Origin of the sequence: Aliamphritea ceti (assembly GCF_024347215.1) — a bacterium.
GTDB classification, from domain to species: Bacteria; Pseudomonadota; Gammaproteobacteria; order Pseudomonadales; family Balneatricaceae; genus Amphritea; species Amphritea ceti.
Window position 1 is genome coordinate 1,086,814 of sequence record NZ_AP025282.1, and the last position, 24,717, is coordinate 1,111,530.

Here is a 24,717-nt window from a genome sequence, read left to right on the forward strand (position 1 = left end):
AGGATGATTGCAGCTCTCGTTGCGGCGGCGATAGATCGTAGCCGTACCAGCATTCTTATTCTGCTGTTTTTTCTGGTGGGTGGTTTTGCCGCCTTTCAGAGTATTCCGAAGGAAGCTGACCCGGATGTCGCTATTCCTATTATGTATGTGTCCATCGCGTTTGACGGTATATCGCCGGATGATGCTGTGCGTCTACTGGTGCGCCCGATGGAGAAAGAACTGAAGTCCATCGAAGGGATAAAGGAAATGCGTTCGGTAGGCTCTGAAGGGCATGCCTCCGTTACTCTTGAGTTCGATGCTGGTTTCGATAATGAAAAAGCATTGCAGGATGTTCGGGAAAAAGTTGATATTGCTAAGAGCAAACTGCCCGAAGATGCTGAGGAACCGCAAATTCATGAAGTAAATGTCGCGCTGTTCCCAGTTCTGAATATCGCGATTTCCGGTGCTGTTTCCGAGCGGGTAAAGCTGAAAGTTGCCAAAGACCTGAAAGATGAAATTGAAGGTGTGGCCGGTGTGCTTGAGGTAGACATTGGTGGTGAACGTGAAGAGCTGATGGAGATTGTCATTGAGCCACAGTTGCTGGAAAGTTATCAGTTAGATTTCCAGACAGTTCTCGACAGTGTTTCCCGTAATAACCAGCTGGTAGCAGCAGGTGCTGTGGATACCGGAAGTGGTCGTCAGGTGTTGAAAGTACCGGGAGTTGTGTCTGAGTTGGAAGACATGCTCAACATGCCGGTTAAATCTTCTGAGGGTACAGTTGTTACTGTTGGGGATATTGCGACCATTCGTAAGACTTATAAAGATGCGGAAGGCTATGCCCGTGTTGGTGGCGGTGATGCCATGGTGCTTGAGGTTAAAAAGAAAGTCGGCGCCAACATCATTGATACCATTCAGGCAGTGCAGGAGATTGTTTCTGAGCGCAGCCAGTTATGGCCACAGGGGCTTGAGTACGCGTACATACTTGATCAGTCGACACAGATTAAGTCGATGTTACGTGACCTGATGAATAACGTACTTAGCGGCATCATTCTGGTCATGGTTGTGGTGTTAGCCGCTATGGGGCTGCGTACCTCACTGTTAGTAGGTCTGGCGATTCCGGGCTCATTCCTTGCCAGTATGATGGTTCTGAACCTGATGGGATTTACGCTTAATATCGTCGTCCTGTTTAGTCTGATTTTAGTCGTCGGTATGCTGGTGGATGGTGCCATTGTGGTCACTGAATTAGCCGAAAGGCGCATGAGTCAGGGGCTGAGTGCCCGTGAATCATTCCGCTATGCCGCATCGAGAATGGCCTGGCCGGTAATTGCCGGTACAGCAACAACGCTGGTGGTATTCATGCCACTGATGTTCTGGCCCGGAGTGATCGGTGAGTTTATGAAGTACTTACCGGCAACTGTAGTGGTATGTCTGACTGCATCGTTGTTTATGGCGCTCATATTCTTACCTGTATTGGGAGCGGTGAGTGCCCGGCGGAAAAAAAATTCTGAGGTATCTGCTGATGAATATGAGCTGCCTAAAACAGCGGTGAATAAAGCCTATGTTGGCGTCATGTCCAAATTACTGCACTATCCGCTGATTACACTGATTGTTGCTCTGATTGCTGTTAGCAGCAGTTATGTTGCTTATGGTGTGTTCGGTAAGGGCGTTGAGTTTTTTCCGGACGTTGAACCTGAGCTAGTCTTGCTGAACCTGCATGCCCGTGGTGATCTGTCAGTTAAAGAAAAAGATACTCTGCTGCAGGAGGTCGAAGCCAGGGTTATTGATGTGCCCGGTTATAAATCTATTTATGCCCGCAGCTTCAATCAGCCTTCTAACGATGTCGCGGAAGATGTTATCGGTATCATTCAGTTCCAGTTGGAAGACTGGGATAAACGTCCTAAAGCGGCAGATATTCTGGCTGATATGGAAGCCCGTACAGCAGACTTACCTGGTGTAATCATTGAAACCCGTAAAGGCGAAAGCGGGCCAAATTCCGGTAAGCCGGTTAAATTGCTGGTCAGCGGTTACGACAGCGATGTGATTTATCAGGCAGTGGCTGATATTCGTCAGATGATGGAAGACATAGGTGGCTTTACGGCGGTTGAAGATGACCGGCCAATGCCGGGCATTGAATGGCGTATTGAAGTAAACCGTGAAGAGGCAGGTCGCTACGGTGCCAGTATTGCCTTAGTAGGACAGGCGGTCCGTCTGATTACCAACGGTATTAAAGTAACCGATTACCGGCCAGAAACCTCTGATGACGAAGTGGACATTATGATTCGCTTCCCGGAAGAGAAACGTAATCTGGATCAGCTGATGCAAATGCAGCTGAGTACCGATTTTGGCATGGTGCCTTTGTCCAACTTCGTGACGCTTAAGCCTGCGCCGAAGACCGGTTCTCTGAAGCGGGTAGATAGTCGCAGAGTAGTTACTGTTCAGGCTGACGCTGCTGAAGGTAAGTTAGTAAATGATCTGGTTGTGGCTATGCAGGAGCGTTTAGCGAAGCATGATTTCGATCCACAGATCCGCCTGACCTTCAAAGGCGAGGATGAGCAACAGAAGGAAACCGGTGAGTTCCTGGTAAGTGCCTTCAGTACAGCATTATTCCTGATGGCTCTGATTCTGGTAACCCAGTTTAACAGCCTGTATCAGGCTGGACTGGTGTTGTCGGCCATTGTTTTTTCCACAGCAGGTGTTTTGATAGGACTGATGGTTACGGGGCAGCCATTTGGCATTGTGATGGTCGGCGTGGGAATAATTGCGCTTGCCGGTATCGTTGTGAATAACAATATCGTCTTAATTGACTGTTATAACGATCTGCGTCGGCATGGCTATTCGCCTTATGATGCAGCGTTGCATACCGGCAGCTTGCGTTTGCGCCCGGTTATTCTGACTGCGGTAACCACTGTGCTGGGGCTAATGCCAATGGTGCTGGCAATGAATATAGACCTGATCAACCGGGAGATCAGTTTCGGTGCTCCCTCTACTCAGTGGTGGACGCAGCTTTCCAGTGCTATTGCTGGGGGCTTGTCGTTTGCAACTGTGCTGACACTGTTTTTGACACCTTGTTTGTTGGTGTTGGGAGACAGAAAGCTGTTTCGCCGTAAGGCTAAAGCAGAAACAAATGATCAGACACCTGACGTTGTGGAATCACCTGCAGCCTGATGCATTTAAGGTTATACACAGAAACATAGCTATAACTCTGTGTATAACCTTTTTATAACTCTTCTCACCGGCCATTCTGCGCCTGTTTAATACTTAAGGTTAATTTTCAAACAGTCTTTTAACTGATTGTTTTCATGCTTTAAATATTGCTGGAAAATGAACAGGAGAAGTGTGTACTAAGTGTGTTTTTAATCGAGTTAATTGTAATTAGGGAAGCTTTGTTTGCCTGTGGGGCTGAAGAGAATTTACTGGATCTCTGCGAGGCCCAGTTCGATACCGCTGAGGCGTAATACAATGCTGTTCAGCGTCAGCCAGGCATCGCCGGGGGCACCTTTGATCTGCTGATCAACGATCATGCACTGACTTAGCATTTGTTGAAGAATGCGTGGTGCTATACGTCGCGCTGCAGCCTGGATCAGCCCTTTGCGCTTACCCCAGATACGTTCTTTCTGACAGATTGCTTCGTATTGCTGTCCCTGTGACAGGCCTTGCTGGACGGTCAGAAGAGTACGAACTTCCCGGCTGATGGCCCAGAGGGCTACCGGTGCTTCTGTACCTTCCTGGCGTAACACCTGAATAATCTTATTGCAGCGGGCAGTTTGTTGCTGCAAAGCTGCATCAACCAGACCGTAGATGTCATAGCGGGAGCTGTCGGAGACACTGTCGATAACCTGTTCGGCATCGAGGGTTTGTCCGGGGTAGAGCAGGTTGAGTTTATCCAGTTCCTGCTTAGCCGCGAGCAAGTTACCTTCAACCCGTTCGCAGAGTAGCTGTACGGCGTCCCGCTCCAGATTCAGGCCAATCTGTTTGGCGCGGTTATTTAACCAGCCGGGCAGTTGTTGGGCTTCAACTGGCCAGATCTGAACAATCATGCCGGTTTTATCAATGGCTTTAAACCAGGCGCTTTTTTGTGCCGCACCGTCCAGTTTATCGGCAATAATCAGCAACACGTTGTCCGGTGCCGGGTTGCCAAGATATTCACGGAGAATTTCACTGGCCTGTTTGTTTGGCTTGCTGCCACCTAAGCGCAGTTCGATGATTTTACGTTCAGCGAAAAGGGATAGTGCATTTGCACATTCCAGAAGATAGGTCCATTTGAAGCTGGCATCAGCGTGCAGGGTTTCTCGCTCGGTGAAACCCTGATCAACCAGATACTTACGAAGCAGATCGCAACTTTCCTCAATCAGCAGGGGCTCGTCACCGGTTACCAGATATACAGGTAATGGCGTGCCTTTGAGTTGATTGGCAAGTTGTTCCGGCTTAGCCTTCATGAAATGTTACTGAGCCGGTTTAATAGCGCTGTATATCCGCACGATCTGGCTGGCCAGACGTTCAGACATTTCGGTGCGTAACTGTGATTCTTCAGTATCGCTGGCCGTTAGCTGGTTCGGATTGTAATCGTACGTCCGTTCCAGTTTCAGAGTCTGAGGCGCCAGGACAATCTCGTTATCACGATCAAGAATTTCGAAAGTAATGGTGGTACGCAGTTCATATTCATCAATACCATTGCTGGAACTGATAGTTGATGTACGGCGTTCCTGACGTTCTTCTAACAGGTTAATCTGGTAATTAGCATTAATATTGCCAACCAGCTTTACGCCGTTTGCCTGCAGGTTACGCTCCAGAGGCCGGAACACCGAGAAACTGCTTTGCCCGGTCTTGTTGATAACCGCCAGTTTAAGGGAGTCATCCAGACTGATGATCCCTTTAAGCTGGAAACCACAGGCACTCATAAAGAGTGCCAGAACGGTAATCGCAAAAAACTTATATAGCGAAAAAGTCCGCGCGGTCTGGTTGGTCATGCTTAATTCCTTTTTGGGTCGGTTTAACCAACAACAATGTTTACCAGTTTGTTTGGTACGACAATCTGTTTACGGATAGTTTTGTCTGCCATATGCTTCTGTACAGACTCATCCGCAAGTGCGGTATGCAGGACAATACTTTCGTCAGCGTCAGCCGGAACCTGGATCTTGGCGCGTACCTTACCGTTTACCTGAACAACCATCTGAATGCTGCTGCGAACCATTGCTGCTTCATCGAACTCAGGCCAGGGGGAATCCAGCAGGCTTTCTGCATAGCCAAGCTTGTTCCACAACTCATGAGTGATGTGTGGTGTAATTGGTGATAACAGTTTGACTGCTGCTGAAAGAGCTTCACGGCTTACTGCCCGGCCCTGGTCGCTGGCATCAACAAATTTGCTGATAGCGTTACACAGTTCCATTACACCGGCGATTGCAGTATTGAAGGTCTGACGACGTTCGATATCATCGCTGACTTTCTTAATGGTCTCATGGGTTTTCAGGCGCAGCGCTTTCTGTTCTTCGTTCAGTGCTGAAGTATCTAAAGCAACGGCTTCACCTGGCGTTTGCAAGTGATCAAAGACCAGCTTCCACAGACGGCGCATGAAACGATGCGCTCCCTCAACGCCAGAGTCAGACCATTCCAGAGACTGTTCCGGTGGCGCAGCAAACATCATGAACAGACGTACAGTGTCGGCACCGTACTTATCGATCATCATTTGCGGATCGATACCGTTGTTCTTGGATTTAGACATTTTGCCCATACCTGCAGATTCAACCGGTAAACCGTCAGTTGTATGCAGTGCCTGAGTAATACGGCCTTTGTCATCACGCTCAACGCTAACGTCTTGCGGAGAAATCCAGTCTTTTGCACCTTTTTCGTCTTCACGGAAGTAGGTTTCTGCCAGAACCATACCCTGACACAGCAGGCGTTCGAATGGCTCGTCGGTGTTTACCAGGCCTTCATCACGCATCAGTTTATGGAAGAAGCGTGAGTACAGCAGGTGCAAAATTGCGTGCTCGATACCACCGATATACTGATTAACCGGCAGCCAGTAGTTGGCTTGCTCCGGATTCAGCATGGTTTCGGCGTTACGACAGGCGTAGCGCGCGTAATACCAGGAAGATTCCATGAAGGTATCAAAAGTATCGGTTTCACGCTCAGCAGTTCCGCCACATTTAGGGCAGGTAGTCTGAATGAAACTGTCCATCTTTTTGATCGGAGAGCCAACGCCATCGAATTCAACGTCAGTTGGTAATACAACCGGTAGCTGGTCTTCTGGTACTGGCACCGCGCCACAGCTTTTACAGTTAACAACCGGAATAGGTGTGCCCCAGTAACGCTGACGGGATACACCCCAGTCACGCAGGCGGTAATTGATGGTGACCTTACCTTTACCTTTTGACTGTAGTTCAGAAGAGATCGCTTTGAAGGCCATGTCGAAATCAAGGTCATCAAAGTCACCGGAATTAACCAGTACACCTTTTTCGGTGTAGGCTTCGGTGCTCAAGTCATATTCAGCATTGTCATCCGCCGGACGGATAACCTGTTGGATATTCAGCCCATATTTTGTCGCGAATTCATAATCACGCTGGTCGTGGGCAGGTACCGCCATTACAGCGCCTGAACCGTAATCCATCAGGACGAAGTTAGCCGTCCATACAGGTACTTTCTTGCCGGTCAGCGGATGCGTGGCGTCAATTCCCAGAGAGAAACCTTTCTTCTCCATGGTGGCCATATCTGCTTCAGCGACTTTCATGTTCTTGCATTCGTCGATGAAAGTGGCCAGTTCAGGATTGTTGGCAGCTGCTTGCTGAGCCAGAGGGTGTGCCGGAGCAACCGCTACGTAAGTAACACCCATGAGTGTATCAGGACGGGTAGTAAACACTTCCATCGGGCCAAAGCCGTCAACGTCGAAGCTCAGTTCAACACCCTGTGAGCGACCAATCCAGTTACGCTGCATAGTGCGTACCTGTTCAGGCCATTCTTCCAGCTGATCAAGGTCTTCCAGCAGTTCGTCCGCGTAATCGGTGATTTTCAGGAACCACTGAGGAATCTTCTTACGCTCAACCAGTGCGCCGGAGCGCCAGCCGCGGCCGTCAATTACCTGTTCGTTGGCCAGTACTGTCTGGTCAATCGGATCCCAGTTAACTTCAGCTTCTTTTTTGTAAACAACACCTTTTTCCATCAGACGGGTAAAGAACCACTGTTCCCAGCGATAGTATTCCGGATGGCAGGTAGCAACTTCGCGATTCCAGTCGTAACCAAAGCCCATCTGGTTTAGCTGGTTACGCATGTAATCGATGTTTTCATACGTCCAGCCAGCAGGCGCGACGTTGTTTTTCAGAGCAGCATTTTCCGCCGGCAGACCGAAAGCGTCCCAGCCCATTGGCTGTAGCACGTTCTTGCCTTGCATGCGCTGGTAACGGGATACTACGTCACCTATGGTGTAGTTGCGCACGTGACCCATGTGTAGTCGGCCACTTGGGTAAGGGAACATAGACAGGCAGTAGAATTTCTCTTTGCTGGTGTCTTCGGTGGCTTTGAAACTGTCGTTTTTAACCCAGTATTGCTGAACTTCGGGCTCGATCTGCTGTGGGATATATTGTTCGTTCATCTTTGCTCAGTAATAAGAAAACCGACTTTTTAACAAGGTCGGTTTTCATCTCAATTGGAAAGTTTCTGCATTGGCGCATAGCATACAATATAAGGCAACTGACAGATAGATAGACGGCGCAGATATCCCAAGGATGAGAAAACAAATCTGCGATTAAGGTTTTCTGTCAGCTTGGAGCCTCAGGAAAGGGCAGAAACAGGAGGATTTATGAGCGACAAACCTAGAGGTAAAACTGACTTATCAGATCAGTATGACCGGGTAATGAAGCGTTTGCGTAACCAACTGGAAACGGCAGAGTATCAGTCCTGGGATTTTCTTCAGGCACGGATAGAGGAGGCTGTTGAATTAGAGCTGACTGCGGAAGAGATGACCCGTGATGAAATGGACTTGCTGGCTGCCTACATTAAGAGGGATTTAAAAAAACTTGGCTTTTATGCCCACGAGACAGGCGAAGGCATCGCAGCATGGCTGAATTTTGATCTGAACATTCTGGAACATCAGATTGGCGTGCGACTGATGGATTTAGCCGACCGTACCCGGATAGGCCTGCAGGAGCTTGAACAACGTTCTCTGCAGGATGAAACTTATCTGGCGGGTGAAACAGCAGGGGCAGGCACTTTGCGTTGTCTGGCGTGTGGTGAAGACACCCGGTTAACGCGAACGAATATAATTATGCCTTGTGAGGCCTGCGGTGGAGAGCGCTTTGCCAGAAATTCAGCTTCCTGGGAAGGTAAGTCAGAAAGCTGAAGTCTAAGGCAAAAGAGTAGTGGCGTGGTTAGCGGTTTTTATGTCTGAAACTGAATAAAATACTCAGTAGTAGCAGTATACCGATGAAAAACTGCAGAGGTTTATCGCCATATTGCTGATATGGCGTTGTACCCTGCATCAGTGGTACTTCCGCATACAAAGCGTCAGTCTCAAATTGCGGCAGCTCAGCATCAATTTTGCCGTCAGGCCGCATGACGGCAGTCAGGCCGTTATTGGTTGCCCTAATCAGCCAGCGTCCATTTTCAAGTGCACGCATACGAGCTATCTGTAAGTGTTGCTGAGGCGCAATTGAATCGCCGAACCAGGCATCATTACTGACGGTGAGCATAACGTTACTGCGTACGGCATAGTTCCGCACCAGTTCCGGATAAGCAATTTCATAACAAATAAAGGGCGCCATAGCGGCATCCTTTACTTGTAATAATGACTGTTCAGCAGGGCCAAGGCTGAATTGTGACATTGGCAGATTGAAGAAGTCGATAGTGCCGCGTAACCATTTCTCCAGCGGCACATACTCACCGAAAGGGACCAGTCGCTGTTTGTGGTAACTGCCTTCTCCGTTGGCGAGTAAAGTAATGCTGTTGTAATAGGCGAGATTATTTTCCCGTAACGGATTGTTGAATACAGAAGGCATGCCGCTAACTAAAGTCCGCTGCTGGGATTCTAGCTGTTCAATATAAGGCGCGAGCATTCGTACGGCGTCAGGGTAAAAAGTAGGTACGGCCGTTTCTGGCCAGATGACCATATCAATCTCTTCATCGGTCTGACTAAGGTCGACATAACGTTGCAAAATTTCAGGTAATTGACTGCGCTGCCATTTAAGCTGTTGGGGGATGCTTGCCTGAACCAGATAAACTTTTGTGGTGCCGGTCTGTGTGGTCCAGTTTTGCGGTACTTTATCCAGCAATAACCAGGGTGCTGTAAACAGGACGATTAGTGCGAGTGCCGGCAATGGACGACGGTAGCAGCGTATTATGCCTATTGTGGCGACTCCCAGTGCAACTGTGTACAGACTGAGTAGCCAGACGCCGCCAAAAGGAGCGAATATCGACAAAGGTGTATCGGTAAGTGCGTAGCCCATATAGAGCCATGGAAAGCCTGTAAACAGCCAGCTACGCAGCCATTCAAAGCTAACCCAAATAGCTATAAACCCAATGCCTCGGTAGAAATAGCGTCGGTATAGCCAGGTCTGAACCAGCATAAACAGCGCCATGCCGGCGACAAATACAAAGGTTAGCAGTCCGGCTAGCCAAACGGGCGCATTGCCATGTTCATGAATGCTGACAAACACCCAGGATACGCCGACACCGTAAAGGCCGAGACCGTAACACCAGCCTATCAGGGCAGCGCCTCTGACGCTGCTTTCATGGAGAAGGGCGAATAGCAGAGCGGCGGAAACCGGTGCCAGATACCAGAAATCAAAAGGTGCTAACGCTAGTGGCGCTATACCGCCGGCGATGACGGCTAAAATTATCCGGAGCCAGATGAAAGCAGTTTTTTGTGGCATTGCGCAGCTATCCGTCAGGTATCAGAAAAACACTAATTGCTTGCCCGGGTCACCTGTAGCAAACGGATACGGCGGTTTTCAGCGCTGAGTACCTTAAAGGTAAATTCATCAATACTGACCACTTCATCCTTATGCGGCAGATGCCCGAACTGCTGAGTAACAAGGCCACCGACGGTGTCAAAATCGTCATCAGGCAGGCCGATATCGAAAAACTCGTTAAAGTCTTCAATCGGCGTCAGAGCTTTAACTATGTAGCCGTTTTCATCAAACGGCTTGATGTTACTTTCATCATCTTCGCTGTCGTGTTCGTCTTCAATTTCACCAACGATCTGCTCGAGAACATCTTCAATGGTGATCAGACCGGAAACGCCAGCATACTCATCAACAACCATTGCCATGTGGTTACGATTGGCACGGAATTCCTGAAGTAAAACATTTAAACGCTTACTTTCCGGAATGATAGTGGGTTTACGAAGGTGCTGGGTGATATCAAAGTTTTCCAGACCGTCTGAATCCAGGATTAGTGGCAGTAAATCTTTAGCCAGCAGTATGCCTAGCAGATCGTCTGGGTTTTCCCCGATAACCGGGAAACGGGAGTGAGCGCTGGAGATGATGATCGGGAGGAATTCTTTTGGCGTCTGGTCGGCTTCAACGACTACCATTTGTGAGCGTGGGATCATTACATCCCGTACTTTCTGGTCCGACACCTGCATTGCACCTTCGATGATGCTGTAAGCTTCCTGATCCAGAATGTTGTCGTCAGCAGCATCTTTGAGGTCTGCTAACAGATCTTCGCGGGTTTTCGGCTCATCAGAAAAAGCTTGAGTGAGTTTACCTAGCCAGTTTTTCTGTGTGCCATTGTCCGTTCGGTCTTCGCTCATGGTTTCCTTATGGATCTTCGTTGTCGTATGGGTTGCTGATCTCTAACTGAGCCAGCAGTTTGATCTCTAATGCTTCCATTTCTTCAGCATCAGCGTCATTTATATGGTCGAATCCTAACAGATGCAAGCATCCGTGAATGACCATGTGTGCCCAGTGATGCATCAGTGGTTTGTTTTGCTCAGTTGCTTCACTGCTTACAATGGGTGCACAGATGACCAGGTCACCCAGTAAATCCAGTTCGATCCCGTCTGGCACTTCGAATGGAAAGGAGAGTACGTTAGTCGGTTTGTCTTTACCGCGGTAATCATTATTCAGTTGCTGACTTTCGGCATTGTCGACGATGCGAATGGATAATTCCGCAGAATCACGATAGTCACCGATTGCCAAAGCAGCCCAGCGGGTCAGTTCAGCTTCATCAGGAAGGTTAACGTCTTCAATCTGACACTGACGGTCAACGTAGTAAGTCATACTTTAATTTCCGGAATTGTGTTGCAGGTCGAAGTCGTCATAGGCTTCAACAATGTGCTGAACCAGTGGGTGACGTACAACGTCCTTAGCCAGGAAACGGGTAAAGCCGATTCCTTCAACATCTCGAAGCACCTGTTGAGCGTGTATCAGGCCGGAGCGAACGCCTTTTGGCAAATCGATCTGAGTTGTGTCGCCGGTAATAACTGCAGTAGAGCCAAAACCGATACGGGTCAGGAACATTTTCATCTGTTCACGGGTGGTGTTCTGGCTTTCATCCAGAATCACAAAAGATCCGTTCAATGTCCGGCCACGCATATAAGCCAGCGGTGCAACTTCAATGACGTTACGTTCAATCAGTTTAGTTACCCGCTCGATACCCAGCATTTCGTAAAGGGCGTCATACAGCGGGCGTAGGTAAGGGTCTACTTTCTGGCTCAGGTCACCAGGTAAAAAGCCGAGTTTCTCACCGGCTTCAACCGCCGGACGTACCAGCAGTATACGGCTGACTTCGTCACGTTCTAACGCTTCACAGGCACAGGCAACTGCCAGATAAGTTTTACCTGTACCGGCAGGACCTATTCCGAAGTTAATGTCGTGACGCAAAATAGAGCGTAAGTATTCTTGCTGATTGGGCCCTCGTGGGCGAATCAGTGCTTTACGGGTACGGATTGAAATATCCGGCTGATAAACATCAGCAGGTTCCGTACGTGCTTTAATCTGTTCAACACCGGACTGGGATAGCAGAAGGTGGACCTGTTCAGCGGTAATATCCTCGCCGTCCTGGGATTCCTGGTACAGCTGAGAAATGACCTGTTCGCCGGCTTTAATCGAGCTGGCATCACCTGCCAGCTTAAAAATATTACCGCGATTGCTGATTTCGATACCCAGACGCTCGGCCATCAGTTTGAGATGCTCATCCAGCTGACCACAAAGGTTAGCCAGATGTTGCGGGTCGTTTGGGTGAAGACTGAAGCTAAGGGAGTCAGCAGTGTTCAATGAGGATTCCTCAGGCATCTTTTGCAAAGTTATTCAGTTCAGAGCTAACCAACTGGCCCAGCAGAGAATTGGAGTAGGCCTCAACAATTTCCACGTCGGCAAAATGGCCAATCAGATCCGGGTTATCGCAACGGAAGTTAACCACGCGGTTATTTTCAGTACGGCCGGATAGCATGCCCGGATCGCGTTTTGAGTAGTCGGTTACCAGGATGCGTTCTACGGTACCGACCATACGACGGCTGATCTGCATGGCTTGCTGGGAAATACGCTCTTGCAAAATACTCAGGCGCTGTTTTTTAGTTTCGTCGGTCACATCATCAGGTAGATCCGAGGCCGGAGTGCCCGGGCGACGGCTGTATATGAAGCTGAACGAATGGTCGAAACCCATCTGAGCAATCAAATTCATGGTTGCTTCGAAGTCAGCGTCGGTTTCACCTGGGAAGCCGATAATAAAGTCTGATGAGAAAGAAATATTAGGACGTAATGCTTTAATACGGCGTAATTTTGACTTGTACTCAATCGCTGTATGGCCACGTTTCATCGCCATCAGAATTCGATCGGAGCCGCTTTGTACAGGCAAATGCAAATGGCTTACAAGTTCAGGTACTTCCGCGTAAACATCAATCAGGCTTTCTGTAAATTCGACCGGATGAGACGTAGTGAAACGAATACGGTCGATACCGTCTACCGCTGCAACACAACGGATAAGTTCGGCCAGGTCTGCAAAGTCACCGTCATGGGTGTTACCGCGATAAGCGTTTACATTCTGACCCAGCAGGTTGACTTCACGCACACCCTGTTCAGCCAGTTCAACAACTTCTGTCAGAACATCGTCCATTGGTCGGCTAACTTCTTCGCCGCGGGTATAGGGCACTACACAGAAAGTACAGTACTTGCTACAGCCTTCCATGACAGAAACGAAAGCTTCAGCACCGTCAACTTTTGGCGCAGGCAGGTGGTCAAACTTCTCGATTTCCGGGAAGCTTATATCAACAATGCCTTTCTTGTTGTCATGGGTAAGATCAATCATTTCAGGCAAACGGTGTAATGTTTGCGGGCCGAAAATCATATCGACGTAAGGCGCACGCTTAAGAATCGCCTCACCTTCCTGGCTTGCAACACAGCCACCAACACCTATTTTCAGTTCCGGCTTGCCAGCTTTAAGCTTGCGCCAGCGGCCAAGTTGGTGGAAAACTTTTTCCTGTGCTTTTTCCCGGATAGAACAGGTGTTAAGTAGCAGAACGTCTGCTTCTTCCTGGTTATCTGTCAGTTCCAGTTCGTGGCTTTCGCCCAGAAGGTCGGCCATACGCGCTGAATCGTATTCGTTCATCTGACAGCCATGGGTTTTAATGAATAGCTTCTTCGCCATTACACACCTGTTGTAACGTTGGGATTGATCAAAGGGGCAGAAATTATACGCTAAGGTCGATAGGGTGCCTAGTTATTAATCAGCAAGATCGCATCTCTATGAATAATCATCACAGAATAGCTATCCCGTTACTTACTCTTGTATTTTAGTGCGCTGCCCGTATATTTGCTGCCTGAAATTTTTGCGATCAACTTTTGATCTTCCTGTAGTAACTGTCCGGTAACGGGCTGGCAGAGTTAAATAATGGAAAAAGACGCGATTTACCGGATTAAATTTCTCAATCAGGATGAAGTCTACGAGGTCTATGCCAAACATCTTTATCAAAGTGATTTGTGGGGCTTTCTGGAAGTGGAAGAGTTTGTCTTTGGCAGTCAGACTCAAATGGTTGTTGATCCCTCGGAAGAAAAGCTGAAACAGCAATTTGAAGATGTTGAACGCAGCTATATACCTATGCAGTCAATCATTCGAATTGATGAAGTAAAACATAATGGTGTGGCTAAAATTACGCCGGCCCGTGGCGGCAATGTTTCTGCCTTTCCAATGATGCCGCCAAAAAATAAGTAAATTAACGACTTAGCTTATATTCTCTAGTCTGATCTGAAGCAATTTATCAGGCCTTATAGCATCGACTGTAACGGCTGTTTAAATTAATCTGTCGTGATGGGTAGTCCCGCGTTGAGCGCGTCTTGTCCATTAGCTATGATGGTTGAAGCGGCTGTGCAACGCTAATAATGGGCTATAGAAAGGCCAGCGTCTGCTCACAGCTGACCGACTAATTTCAGGTACATTTTGCAGTAGGACGGTTTGTTGAGAGTTCTTATTCTCAAAGGACAAAACCGGTGCAGATGTACGCTTCGGGCGGGGAAAGGATTGAATACTCCAGATAACAGTCGTCCCAGTATAATTGCTTACCTGCAGGTATATCTGATGCCTGCGGCTGCCTATTTTATGCTGGCGCAGTTAACTGTGCTGCTGACGGCGCCTCCCGGTGAGCCGTCTATAATCTGGCCGCCGGCTGGCCTGGCTATCGTTATTCTCATGCTAATGGGTAAATCTGCGTTACCCAGCCTGTTTGCCGGAATGCTCGCGCACCAGTTGTACTTCTGGTTTCAGGGATCGCCTGACACACCTACTTACCTTAAGTTTATTTTAGGCGGGACTATTAGCCTTGGGGTGATGCTTCAGGCGGTAATTGCTGTGCGTTTAGTGAACCGTCATGTAGGACCGGATGATCCGCTTATAGACGACCGCTCGATTCTGCGTTTTTTACTGATAGTCGGCCCCCTGAGTTCACTGATTGCCTGTTCGACTGCTGTTGTCTGCTTTGCTTTGTTCAAAACAATACCAATAGCTGAACTGGGTGCCGTATGGCTGACCTGGTGGCTGGGTGACAGTATAGGCGCGATGATAGTCACTCCATTACTGCTGTCGTTAATAAAAATAAGCCCTGTGGGGCATTTTAATCGTCGGGTAAGTGTGGGGATTCCCATGTTGGGCCTGTTACTGGTGATTGGTTTATTGTTTGTTTATACCGGCGAGCGGGAAGAAGATGAGCGGAATCAGTTGTTTACCCGTCAGGCCGGAACTTTACATTTACAGTTGGTAGGTGCCTTTCAGGAGAGTTTCCAGCTGTTGAATATGACCCGCTCTTTTCTGGAAAGTGGGGGCTATGTATCGAAAGATGAATTTGCCACTTTTGGGCAAGGGCTGCTTGATCAGAGCAAAGGCATCCAGGCACTTGAGTGGATTCCTCGGGTGGCCAGCTTTAATCGTATATCCTTTGAAAATGCCAATGACGGGCCGGGAGATATTAAGGTTTTCAATGGCGATAAAGTTGAACGGGCGTCTGAAAAGCCAGTTTATTATCCGGTTAAATATGTTCAGCCGCTGATCGGTAATGAACGTGCCTATGGATATGATGTTTCTTCTAATCCGATGGCTAAAGATGCTCAGGATTATGCTTTTCTCTACAACAGCATTGGTGCGACCGCCCCGATTCGTTTGATACAGGAGTCAGGTCAGCAGGCCGGGCTGGTTGTGTATCTGTCGATGAGCCAGAAAGGCAAAGAGCATATCTGGGATAATCATCTTGGCTTTGTGGCGATGGTATATCGGGCAGAGGATTTTATTACCAGTCATTTACTTGGTCCAAATTCTGGACTGTCCCGTCAGATTTATGTCCGGATTTCAGATGTAACCGATGAAGTACCAAAGGAGCTTTATCGTTCGCCGCGTTTTGCTGAAAGTATTATGGATCCGGATGATCAGCGACGTATAAAACGCTTATTTTTGCTGGGTGGCCGGCAATGGGAGTTTGAATATCTGGCTGCTAATGAAACCCTATACAAAGACGGCGTTTCTTCCAGCTGGCTGATCCTGTCGGCAGGCATGTTGTTTGCTTCGCTTATTTGCGGTTGGTTGCTGACCCTGACAGGCCGTACTGTCAGAGTTGGCGAGTTGGTGAACGAAAAAACCGCTAATTTGCAGCATGAAATAGAAGAACGCCGTTCAGCTGAACTTGCCTTGCGGAAGCTTTCCAAAGCGGTTGAGTACAGTCCTTACATGGTGGTGATTTCCCGTTTGGATGGCATCGTCGAGTACGCCAGCCCGAAAGTACTGGAAGTAACAGGGTTCTCTGAAGAAGAGGTGGTCGGGCAGCCGATTAATATGCTGCATTACGATCAGGGTCAGGAAACGTCTTATGCCAGTATTTGGGTGATGTTGAAGAGCACCCGGGAATGGCAGGGTGAGTTACTGAATTTGCGGAAGAATGGTCAGGCTTACTGGGCGAATGTTCATATCGCGCCTATTTATGACGAAGAAGATCATGTGACTCACTATGTGTCTATTCATCAGGATATTACTGAAGCCCGGGAAATTTCTGAACAACTGAATTATCAGGCTAGTCATGATCAGCTAACTGATTTGGTGAACCGCCGGGCATTCGAACTGCTGTTAGAGAAAACCCTTGAACATAGTCAGGTTACCGGTGAGCAGCATGTGTTTTGCTTCCTGGATCTGGATCAGTTTAAGGTAGTTAATGACACTTGTGGGCATATAGCCGGGGATGAATTACTGCGACAGCTGGCGCATATGCTGCAGGAGCGGATTCGCAGCGGCGATACTCTGGCGCGCTTAGGAGGAGATGAGTTTGGTATCCTGATGCGTAAGTGTAATCTGCAACAGGCAGAGAAGGTTGCCAATGACCTGCGAGAGAAGATCGCATCGTTCAAGTTCAGTTGGGAGAGCCAGATTTTCAGCGTAGGTGTGAGTATCGGTGTGGTAGAAATTGATAAGCACAGCGTGAATAAGATTGAGCTGATGAAGCAAGCCGATTCTGCTTGTTATACCGCGAAAGAAAATGGCCGTAACCGGATTCACCTGTATCAGCAGGATGACGCTATGTTGCTGAAGCGTGAAGGTGAAATGCAGTGGGTATCTGAGATAAACGCAGCGCTGGATGAAGACCGTTTTGTATTATTCGGGCAGATAATTTTGCCGTTGCAGGACTCAAGCCTGAAGCCTGATATGGAAGTACTGCTGCGTTTGCGGGATAAAGATGGCAATTTAGTACCACCAGGTGCTTTTCTGCCAGCGGTTGAACGTTATCATCTTAGTAGCCGGGTTGATCGTTGGGTTGTAGAGCATACGTTAGACTGGCTGGAGCAAAATGCCCGGGAGTTTTCCCGTACTATTGGCCGCTGTGCAATTAATCTGTCAGGTGGGTCGCTGGGTGATAACACCATTCAGGAAGCTATTTTACAGCGTTTGGAAGCCTCAAGTATTCCAGCGTCGACTCTGAAGTTTGAGATTACTGAAACATCTGCAATCGCAAACCTGGCTGATGCCAGAGACTTCATTAACGCTCTGAAAGCCTTTGGATGTCAGTTCTCTCTGGACGACTTTGGCAGTGGCTTATCTTCATTTGCTTACCTGAAAAATTTGCCGGTAGATACTTTAAAAATTGATGGGATTTTCGTTAAAGAGATCGTCGAGAATAAGCTTGATCTGGCGATGGTCAAATCAATTAATGAAATTGGCCACGTGATGGGCATGCAGACGGTTGCTGAGTTTGTCGAAAATGACGCGATTGTTGAGCTGCTGCGGGAAATAGGCATTGATTATGGTCAGGGCTACGGTCTGGGCAGACCGAAGCCTCTGGATGAACTGCTCACCGAGCAGCAGAAAAACCGTGCACTTGAAGTAACCGATCACTCAGTCTGAGTGGTCTTGGTGCTGCTTACCGGCAATAAAGTTTTTGATGCTCTGCCAGGAATTTCCCGGGCAAGCTTAGGTACCAGATAACCAGGTAACCGACTCTGTAACTGACTCATCAGTGCCTGTGCCTGAGCATCAGCAATATCAAAATGTGCGGCGCCTGCCACCGGGTCAAAAGTAAACAGGTAATAAGGTAAAATTCCGGCTGCAAATAAATCTTCGCTAAGATTTTCCAACGCTTCAACCGAATCGTTTACGTCGCGTAACAGAACAGCCTGGTTCAGTACAGTTACATCAGCTTGCTTTAGCTGCGTTACCGCAGCTGCAACTTCAGCATCTATTTCATTCGCATGGTTAATATGCAAAACCATAACGGTTTTCAGACGGCTGTCTGCCAGACGTTGTGTCAGTTCAGGTGTAATTCGCTGTGGAATAACAACGGGTAACCGGGAATGGATGCGTAACCGCTGTAAATGATGAATGGCTTCTAAACTGCTGATGAGTTTGTCGAGACGTTTATCATTGGTCGCCAGTGGGTCGCCACCGGAAAAGATCACTTCTTTAATGCTGTTGTCGCCAGCGATGTAATCGATTACCTGTTGCCACTGGTCCGGTCCCAGGCGGTTGTCTTCATAAGGGAAGTGACGACGGAAACAGTAACGGCAGTTGATTGCACAGGCACCGGTGAGAATCACCAGTACTCTGCCTTTGTATTTGTGAATCAACCCGTCATGTGGATTACTGTCGGCTTCCGCCAGTGGATCGGTGATGTAACCGGGAACGACTTCTGTCTCTTCTGCAACAGGAAGTACCTGCCGTAGCAGAGGATCATTCAGGTCTCCGGGGTTGATACGTTGTAAATATGGAGCCGGTACCCGCAGAGAAAAGTCTTTATTTGCCTGACGTGCTGCCGGGATCATTTCATCTGGTAAATTCAGTGCGCGGATCAGCTCTGCAGGATCAGTAATAGCCTGACTTAACAGTTGTTGCCAGGTATCTTCTGTCGCAGTTGCGGGCTTGAGTTCGACCAGATTCAGAGGTTTCATCACAGGGTTACTTTAATTCGCATGGAAAATTGGCTCGCATTCTCCTTTCAAGTAGAATGGCTGTCAATTTTGTATAAGCTGACAATACTGCACAAGGTTTATCCCTGGTACACGCAGATTTCTTAACAGCTCAGATTAAGCATATTTCCTAAGGTATCGAGACAATTATGGCAAACTATTCTACTAACCAGTTTAAAAATGGTCTGAAGGTCATGCTCGACGGCGACCCTTGTTCAATGGTCGATGTTGAGTTCGTAAAACCAGGTAAAGGCCAGGCTTTTACCCGTGTTAAGATGAAGAACCTGATGTCTGGCCGTACCTGGGAACGTACCTTTAAGTCTGGTGAAAGTGTTGAAGGCGCTGATGTTATGGATACGGATATGGAGTATCTGTACAGCGATGGTGAAATGTGGCACTTCATGGATCCTAAGAGCTACGAGCAGGTTGCTGCTGATAAAACAGCAATCGGAGATGCGCACCTGTGGCTGAAAGAACAGGATGCTTGTCAGGTAACACTGTTTAACGGCAACCCTATTTCTGTTACGCCGCCTAACTTTGTTGAACTGGAAGTTGTTGAAACAGATCCAGGCCTGAAAGGTGATACTGCTCAGGGCGGTTCTAAGCCTGCGACTCTGCAGTCTGGTGCCGTTGTACGTGTACCGCTGTTCATCGAGCGCGGTGAAATGCTGAAGATCGATACCCGTACCGGTGAGTACGTATCCCGCGCATAACAGCAGGGTAATTTGAAAGATGGCAGCTTGGGCTGCCATTTTTTATGTCCCGGGTTTAGCCAGTGTAAGCTTTATCCGTGCAGTTGAGCTATATAGATGGCTGGCTGTAGTAAGCTTTGTAGTTATGGCACTTCGTCAAATACCGAATCGTTTTATGTCAGGAATATTCCCGTGTCTCAAAATATGCTTTGGAACAGTACAGCTTCGATGGCCAATTTGCGTCGCCGTGCTGAAATAATTGCTTCCATCCGGGCATTTTTTGCCAGTAGAAATATCCTTGAGGTAGATACGCCGGTAATGTCGAATGCCGCTGTCAGTGACCCTTATATTGATACCATTGAATGCCGGTATCAGCCATTAGTTGGCGGTGAAGTAGAAACTAAGTATCTGCAAAGCTCACCGGAGTATGCCATGAAGCGGCTGCTAGCCAGTGGCAGTGGCGCCATTTATCAGATCAGTAAGGCGTTTCGTAATGGTGAAGTAGGCCGTCGGCATAATCCTGAATTCAGTATGCTGGAGTGGTACCGTCCGGGTTTTGATCATCGTCAGTTAATGAATGAAGTGGCAGAGTTGCTGCTCCCTTTGCTGGGTATCGCTGAATCGAATCAATACAGTTATGCACAGGTCTTTGATACATATTTAGGAATAGATCCGCATACGGCCAGCATTGCTGAATTGCAGGCGATTGCCGCTGAACATATCGATAGTGACTTTCAGGACAACAACCGGGATAACTGGCTTAATCTGCTAATGTCTCATGTGATTGAGCCGCAACTGGCAGATGAAGGCGCGGTGTTTGTGTACGATTACCCTGCCAGCCAGGCGGCGCTGGCGAAGGTTTCACAGGATGTTCAGGGCAGAGCAGTTGCTGAGCGTTTTGAATTATTTGTGCAGGGTGTGGAGCTGGCAAACGGTTATCACGAACTGACCGATGCAGCAGAACAGGCGCGTCGTTTTTCTGAAGATAACCGTCAGCGAGGTGCAGAAAACCTTCCACAGCGCCCGACTGATGATTTGTTAGTAGCCGCACTGGAACAGGGAATGCCCAGTTGTGCCGGAGTGGCTGTGGGCATTGATCGTCTGATTATGCAGGCGATAGGTGCAAATGACATTGCAGATGTCATTGCTTTTCCTTTCCCGAGGGCCTGATCTCTGGAAGTAAATGTATTCCAGATCAGTTTGCCAAAGCTTTTCTCATACGGATTACAGCTTCTTCCAACGTGCTGCGTGGGCAGCCGAAATTAAGCCGCATGAAGTTAGCATCGCCAAAGTCACGTCCTGCAGACATGCCGACACCTGCTGCTTCGAAGAATGCCACAGGGTGTTCCAGTCTGGCGTCACTGATATCAATCCAGGCCAGATAAGTGGCTTCAAAATGTGCCAGTTTCAGGCCTGGGATCAGGTTTATTTCCTGCAGCAGAAAATCTCTGTTGGCGCGTAAATAACTTAATTGCTGTTGATGCCATTCATCACCATCTCTGTATGCGGCTAGCGCAGCGGTGTATCCCAGCAGGTTTACGTCAGGAACAACGCCTTGGCGGACTTTGCGAAAGCGACTGCGTAATGCCTGATCGGCAATGATAGCCACCGAACAGCCAAGCCCGGCAATATTAAATGTTTTACTGGGGGCCATCAGAGTGATGCAGCGTGCGGCTATTTCAGGATTTAGTGAAGCCAGTGGAATATGTTCAACGCCTGGATCAAGAATCATATCGCAATGGATTTCGTCCGAGCAGACCAGTAAATCATGCCGTTCGCAAGTGTCTGCCAGCTGTTCCAGTTCTGCCCTCCGGTAAACAGTGCCTCCCGGGTTTTGTGGATTACAGAAAAGCAGTAATCGGGTGTCAGAATTAATAGCTGATTCAAGTGCCGTGAAATCAATTAGCCAGCGTCCTTCCTGCTGGGTCATCGGAATGCTCAGGTTTTGTCCGCCGGATAAAACCGGTGCAGAACGGAAAGGTGGATAAATAGGGGTAGCTGTTAATGTAACAGGTGAAGTTACCGTTCTGCAGCTCAGGTGTAAGCCACTGACTAATCCGGGCAGCCAGACCATCCAGTCTTCTTCAACCTGCCACTGGTAAAGATGTTGTAATCGCTGTTTTACAACAGTGTTAAGTTCAGCCGGCCGTTTTGTATAGCCAAAAACACCGTGCGCGACCCGTTCCTGAAGTGCCTGAGTAATGACCGGAGCGGTGGTGAAATCTGTATCGGCCACCCACATTGGCAGGATGTCACGGTCTTTGTAGCGTTCCCACTTCATACTGGATGTTTCGCGGCGGTCTACCGGTTGATCGAATTGGTTTTTATTCACGCGTAAATTTACTCCTGATCCCAGTAACGGTGGCTGATCTAACCTGATCTGCTGATGGGGACTTACCTTGCAAATACACCCTGTAGAGTTATATTAGACTGAATCATGACAGTGGCCGGTTTTAGCCTGCTACTGCAGTAACGGGTTCCTTTTCAGATCAGCTTTACTATACATCAGGCAACTGCTTACACCAGCCAGTTCAGTAGCCTGCAGAGCGACCTCTCCAAATGGGACAACAGCCATCAGTACCTGGAGCCAAAACCATGTCTGCCAATAATCAGGTTATTATTTTTGATACAACATTACGCGACGGTGAGCAAAGCCCCGGCGCGTCGATGACCGGTGAGGAAAAACTGCGCATCGCTAAGCAACTTGAAAAAATGCGTGTTGATGTAATTGAAGCCGGTTTTGCGATTGCCAGCCCCGGTGATTTCACCGCGGTACAGACCATCGCAAATACCATTAAAGACAGCACCATCTGCTCTCTGTCCCGTGCACTGGATAAAGATATCGATCGTGCCGGTGAAGCACTTAAAAATGCTAATTCAGGGCGTATCCATACTTTTATTGCCACTTCACCCATTCACATGGAATACAAACTGCAGATGGAGCCATCGCAGGTTGTTGAACAGGCGGTGCACGCGGTGAAGCGTGCCCGTAATTTAGTTGATGATGTTGAGTTCTCACTGGAAGACGCCAGCCGTTCTGAGTTCGATTTCATGTGCCGGATTATTGAGCAGGTGATCGATGCAGGTGCCCGGACAATTAATATTCCGGATACCGTTGGTTACGCTGTACCAAATGAGTTTGGCAATACGATTGCCCGTTTGATTGAGAATATTCCGAACGCCGACAAAGCTATTTTCTCGGTTCATTGCCATAACGACTTAGGTCTGGCTGTAGCCAATTCTCTGGCAGCTGTGTCTGCTGGTGCACGTCAGGTTGAATGTACTATCAACGGTCTGGGCGAGCGGGCAGGTAATGCATCGCTGGAAGAAATCGTCATGGCGTTGCGTACCCGTCAGGATATTCTGGGCTTACACACAGCGATTGATGCAACACAAATCGTACCTGCTTCCCGACTGGTGTCAGGTGTTACAGGCTTCCCGGTTCAGCCGAATAAAGCAATCGTGGGTGCCAATGCTTTTGCGCATGAGTCCGGTATTCACCAGGACGGTATGCTCAAGCATCCGGAAACCTACGAGATCATGACCGCCGAAAGTGTCGGTTGGAAAACTAATAAAATGGTACTGGGTAAGCATTCAGGCCGGAATGCTTTTCGTGCCCGTCTGGAAGAGCTTGGTACCGTATTTGCCACTGATGCTGAACTGAATGATGCGTTTTCCCGGTTTAAGATTCTGGCGGATAAGAAGCATGAAATCTTTGATGAAGATTTACAGGCATTGGTGAGTGACACGCAAACTGCTAATCAGTACGAAAAATATAAGCTAAGCAGCTTGTCAGTAATGTCTCAAACCGGTGAAGTACCGGTGGCGTCAGTGACAATTGGTGTCGACGACAGCGAACAGCAGGCTGAAGCTTCTGGCAGTGGCCCGGTTGATGCCGCGTTTAAAGCGATCGAAGCGATGGTCGATTCGCAGGCTGCGCTGGAACTGTATTCGGTGAATGCAATTACCAGTGGTACCGACTCTCAGGGCGAGGTAACTGTACGGCTGGAAAAAGGTGGCCGGATTGTGAACGGTTTGGGCGCGGACACCGATATCATTATTGCGTCGGCTAAAGCCTATATTCATGCACTGAATATGCTGGAAACCACTGACCAGAAAGCTCATCCACAGGTATAATACCGGGTATTCACACTGACTGAGCAGGAAGGCTTCATGGAGCAACAACTAAGACACCAGTATCTGGATGCCATGGGCATTGTCAGTTGGTTGCCCCGTGAGCAGTTACCGGGGGCATTACCCACACCTGACTGGGTGTGGGAGTATTGTTCGTTACCGGATGATATGCAACCTATGGTGGCTCAGTCGCAACAGACTGCAACTCAGCAATCAGGAGCTACAGCGTCACGGTCGCACAATTCACAACAGAATCAGCAGGCAGCACAGCAAGCCCGTGCTGCTTTGGCTGCCAGTCTTGGTGACAAGCCAGCAGAGAAACCTGCAGCGAAAGCGGCGCCTGTCACGGCATCTGTTCAGAATGAGAGCAGTTTAGCTGAGCCTTCAGTGGAGCAGGCAGTTCAGCAGGTTGTGGATAAGACGACACCTGCTACAGCTGTTACTCCTCCAGCCCTGAATAAAGCCTTTGATGCGACTAATATTGCAGCACCAGAAATTGCTGAAGATGCAGATACAGATGTAAGTAACGATCTGCAAGCGCCGTTTAAACTGGCATTTGTTTCTTTTGGTGATTGTCTGGTGGTCGACACATTACCACCTCAGTCCCGTCAGGGATTATCTTTACAGCATCAGAGCCTGTTAGAAAAAATACTGCGTTCGGTTGGCTTACAGGGCGGGCAGGGCGACGTTTTCCTGCTGCCATGGCCAATGTTTGCCAGTAAGACCCTTGATCAGGGGGCTACGCAGGCGCGTAAAGCAGTCACGCATAAGCTTAATAAGAGTCTGGCCGGCCGGCCGGTTAATCAGGTGTTACTGCTTGGTGAAGCTGCGGCGCAAATGATTATTCAGCGCTCAGAGCCTTTAGAGCAATTGCGGGGCATATTATTTAGCCTGCGTTCCGATGTAAAAGTTCTGGCCAGTTCAAGTTTGTCAGAAATGATGACAGTACCTGGCTGTAAGAAAGATGTCTGGCGTGATTTGCAGCCTTTGCTTCAACATATTCAGTCAGCGGCTCCAACAGAGACTGACGAGAGCTAGTCTCTCCTAAGGAATCTTTG

Annotated in this window: 18 protein-coding genes; 8 read left to right on the forward strand and 10 right to left on the reverse strand. The window is 48.5% G+C overall.

All coding sequences use genetic code 11. The annotated features are described in order from the left end of the window. Positions 1-3: 3 nt before the first annotated feature. Positions 4-3,144 carry an efflux RND transporter permease subunit gene (locus tag OCU49_RS04955; RefSeq protein WP_261843876.1) on the forward strand — a complete coding sequence of 1,047 codons (3,141 nt, stop codon included), beginning with the start codon at positions 4-6 and terminating at the stop codon, positions 3,142-3,144. A 245-nt stretch (positions 3,145-3,389) separates the two neighbouring features. Here the strand turns inward: OCU49_RS04955 and holA are convergent, their stop codons facing one another. The 3 genes from holA to leuS are packed head-to-tail and all read right to left on the reverse strand — an operon-like array spanning position 3,390 to position 7,561. Continuing rightward, the gene (holA, locus tag OCU49_RS04960) at positions 3,390-4,415 is read right to left on the reverse strand and encodes a DNA polymerase III subunit delta (RefSeq protein WP_261843877.1); all 1,026 of its coding nucleotides are present in this window, start codon (positions 4,413-4,415) and stop codon (positions 3,390-3,392) included. A 6-nt stretch (positions 4,416-4,421) separates the two neighbouring features. After that, positions 4,422-4,946 (reverse strand): LPS-assembly lipoprotein LptE, encoded by a 525-nt coding sequence (locus OCU49_RS04965; protein WP_261843878.1) that lies wholly within the window; start codon positions 4,944-4,946, stop codon positions 4,422-4,424. Between the two features lie 23 nt (positions 4,947-4,969). Next, the gene (gene leuS / locus OCU49_RS04970; protein WP_261843879.1) at positions 4,970-7,561 is read right to left on the reverse strand and encodes a leucine--tRNA ligase; all 2,592 of its coding nucleotides are present in this window, start codon (positions 7,559-7,561) and stop codon (positions 4,970-4,972) included. 207 nt (positions 7,562-7,768) lie between these two features. Here leuS and OCU49_RS04975 point away from each other — a divergent pair, with 207 nt between their 5' ends. Further along, the gene (locus OCU49_RS04975; RefSeq protein ID WP_261843880.1) at positions 7,769-8,308 is read left to right on the forward strand and encodes a zinc ribbon-containing protein; all 540 of its coding nucleotides are present in this window, start codon (positions 7,769-7,771) and stop codon (positions 8,306-8,308) included. Positions 8,309-8,336: 28 nt separating this feature from the next. Here OCU49_RS04975 and lnt read toward each other — a convergent pair whose 3' ends face one another. Genes lnt through miaB form a run of 5 tightly spaced genes read right to left on the reverse strand, consistent with a single transcriptional unit; the run spans position 8,337 to position 13,551 of the window. After that, positions 8,337-9,836: an apolipoprotein N-acyltransferase gene (gene lnt / locus OCU49_RS04980; RefSeq protein ID WP_261843881.1), complete on the reverse strand. Its 1,500-nt coding sequence runs from the start codon at positions 9,834-9,836 to the stop codon at positions 8,337-8,339. 32 nt (positions 9,837-9,868) lie between these two features. Further along, positions 9,869-10,717, reverse strand: a complete 849-nt coding sequence (locus OCU49_RS04985) for a CorC family transporter (RefSeq protein WP_261843882.1) — start codon at positions 10,715-10,717, stop codon at positions 9,869-9,871. 7 nt (positions 10,718-10,724) lie between these two features. Beyond that, complete coding sequence (gene ybeY / locus OCU49_RS04990) at positions 10,725-11,186, reverse strand: rRNA maturation RNase YbeY (protein WP_261843883.1); 462 nt, start codon at positions 11,184-11,186, stop codon at positions 10,725-10,727. Positions 11,187-11,189: 3 nt separating this feature from the next. Further along, positions 11,190-12,182: a PhoH family protein gene (locus tag OCU49_RS04995; protein WP_261843884.1), complete on the reverse strand. Its 993-nt coding sequence runs from the start codon at positions 12,180-12,182 to the stop codon at positions 11,190-11,192. Between the two features lie 10 nt (positions 12,183-12,192). After that, complete coding sequence (miaB, locus tag OCU49_RS05000; RefSeq protein WP_261843885.1) at positions 12,193-13,551, reverse strand: tRNA (N6-isopentenyl adenosine(37)-C2)-methylthiotransferase MiaB; 1,359 nt, start codon at positions 13,549-13,551, stop codon at positions 12,193-12,195. A gap of 243 nt (positions 13,552-13,794) precedes the next feature. Here miaB and OCU49_RS05005 point away from each other — a divergent pair, with 243 nt between their 5' ends. Further along, positions 13,795-14,115, forward strand: a complete 321-nt coding sequence (locus tag OCU49_RS05005) for a DUF1820 family protein (protein ID WP_261843886.1) — start codon at positions 13,795-13,797, stop codon at positions 14,113-14,115. A gap of 306 nt (positions 14,116-14,421) precedes the next feature. Further along, on the forward strand, positions 14,422-17,775 hold the full coding sequence (locus tag OCU49_RS05010) for an EAL domain-containing protein (RefSeq protein ID WP_261843887.1): 3,354 nt from the start codon (positions 14,422-14,424) through the stop codon (positions 17,773-17,775). Here OCU49_RS05010 and epmB read toward each other — a convergent pair. Further along, on the reverse strand, positions 17,763-18,815 hold the full coding sequence (epmB, locus tag OCU49_RS05015; RefSeq protein WP_261843888.1) for an EF-P beta-lysylation protein EpmB: 1,053 nt from the start codon (positions 18,813-18,815) through the stop codon (positions 17,763-17,765). The genes OCU49_RS05010 and epmB overlap by 13 nt on opposite strands. A gap of 167 nt (positions 18,816-18,982) precedes the next feature. Between epmB and efp the strand changes: the two genes are divergently transcribed. Both efp and epmA read left to right on the forward strand, forming a co-directional pair. Continuing rightward, positions 18,983-19,546, forward strand: coding sequence for an elongation factor P (gene efp, locus OCU49_RS05020; RefSeq protein ID WP_261843889.1), 564 nt, complete (start codon positions 18,983-18,985; stop codon positions 19,544-19,546). 171 nt (positions 19,547-19,717) lie between these two features. Further along, on the forward strand, positions 19,718-20,695 hold the full coding sequence (gene epmA / locus OCU49_RS05025) for an EF-P lysine aminoacylase EpmA (RefSeq protein WP_336605368.1): 978 nt from the start codon (positions 19,718-19,720) through the stop codon (positions 20,693-20,695). Between the two features lie 25 nt (positions 20,696-20,720). Here epmA and OCU49_RS05030 read toward each other — a convergent pair whose 3' ends face one another. Continuing rightward, positions 20,721-21,857, reverse strand: a complete 1,137-nt coding sequence (locus tag OCU49_RS05030) for a MalY/PatB family protein (RefSeq protein WP_261843890.1) — start codon at positions 21,855-21,857, stop codon at positions 20,721-20,723. 263 nt (positions 21,858-22,120) lie between these two features. On the opposite strand from OCU49_RS05030, the gene OCU49_RS05035 reads away from it, so the two are divergent. Next, complete coding sequence (locus tag OCU49_RS05035; RefSeq protein WP_261843891.1) at positions 22,121-23,662, forward strand: 2-isopropylmalate synthase; 1,542 nt, start codon at positions 22,121-22,123, stop codon at positions 23,660-23,662. 36 nt (positions 23,663-23,698) lie between these two features. Then, positions 23,699-24,697: a uracil-DNA glycosylase family protein gene (locus tag OCU49_RS05040; RefSeq protein WP_261843892.1), complete on the forward strand. Its 999-nt coding sequence runs from the start codon at positions 23,699-23,701 to the stop codon at positions 24,695-24,697. Positions 24,698-24,717: the final 20 nt, after the last annotated feature.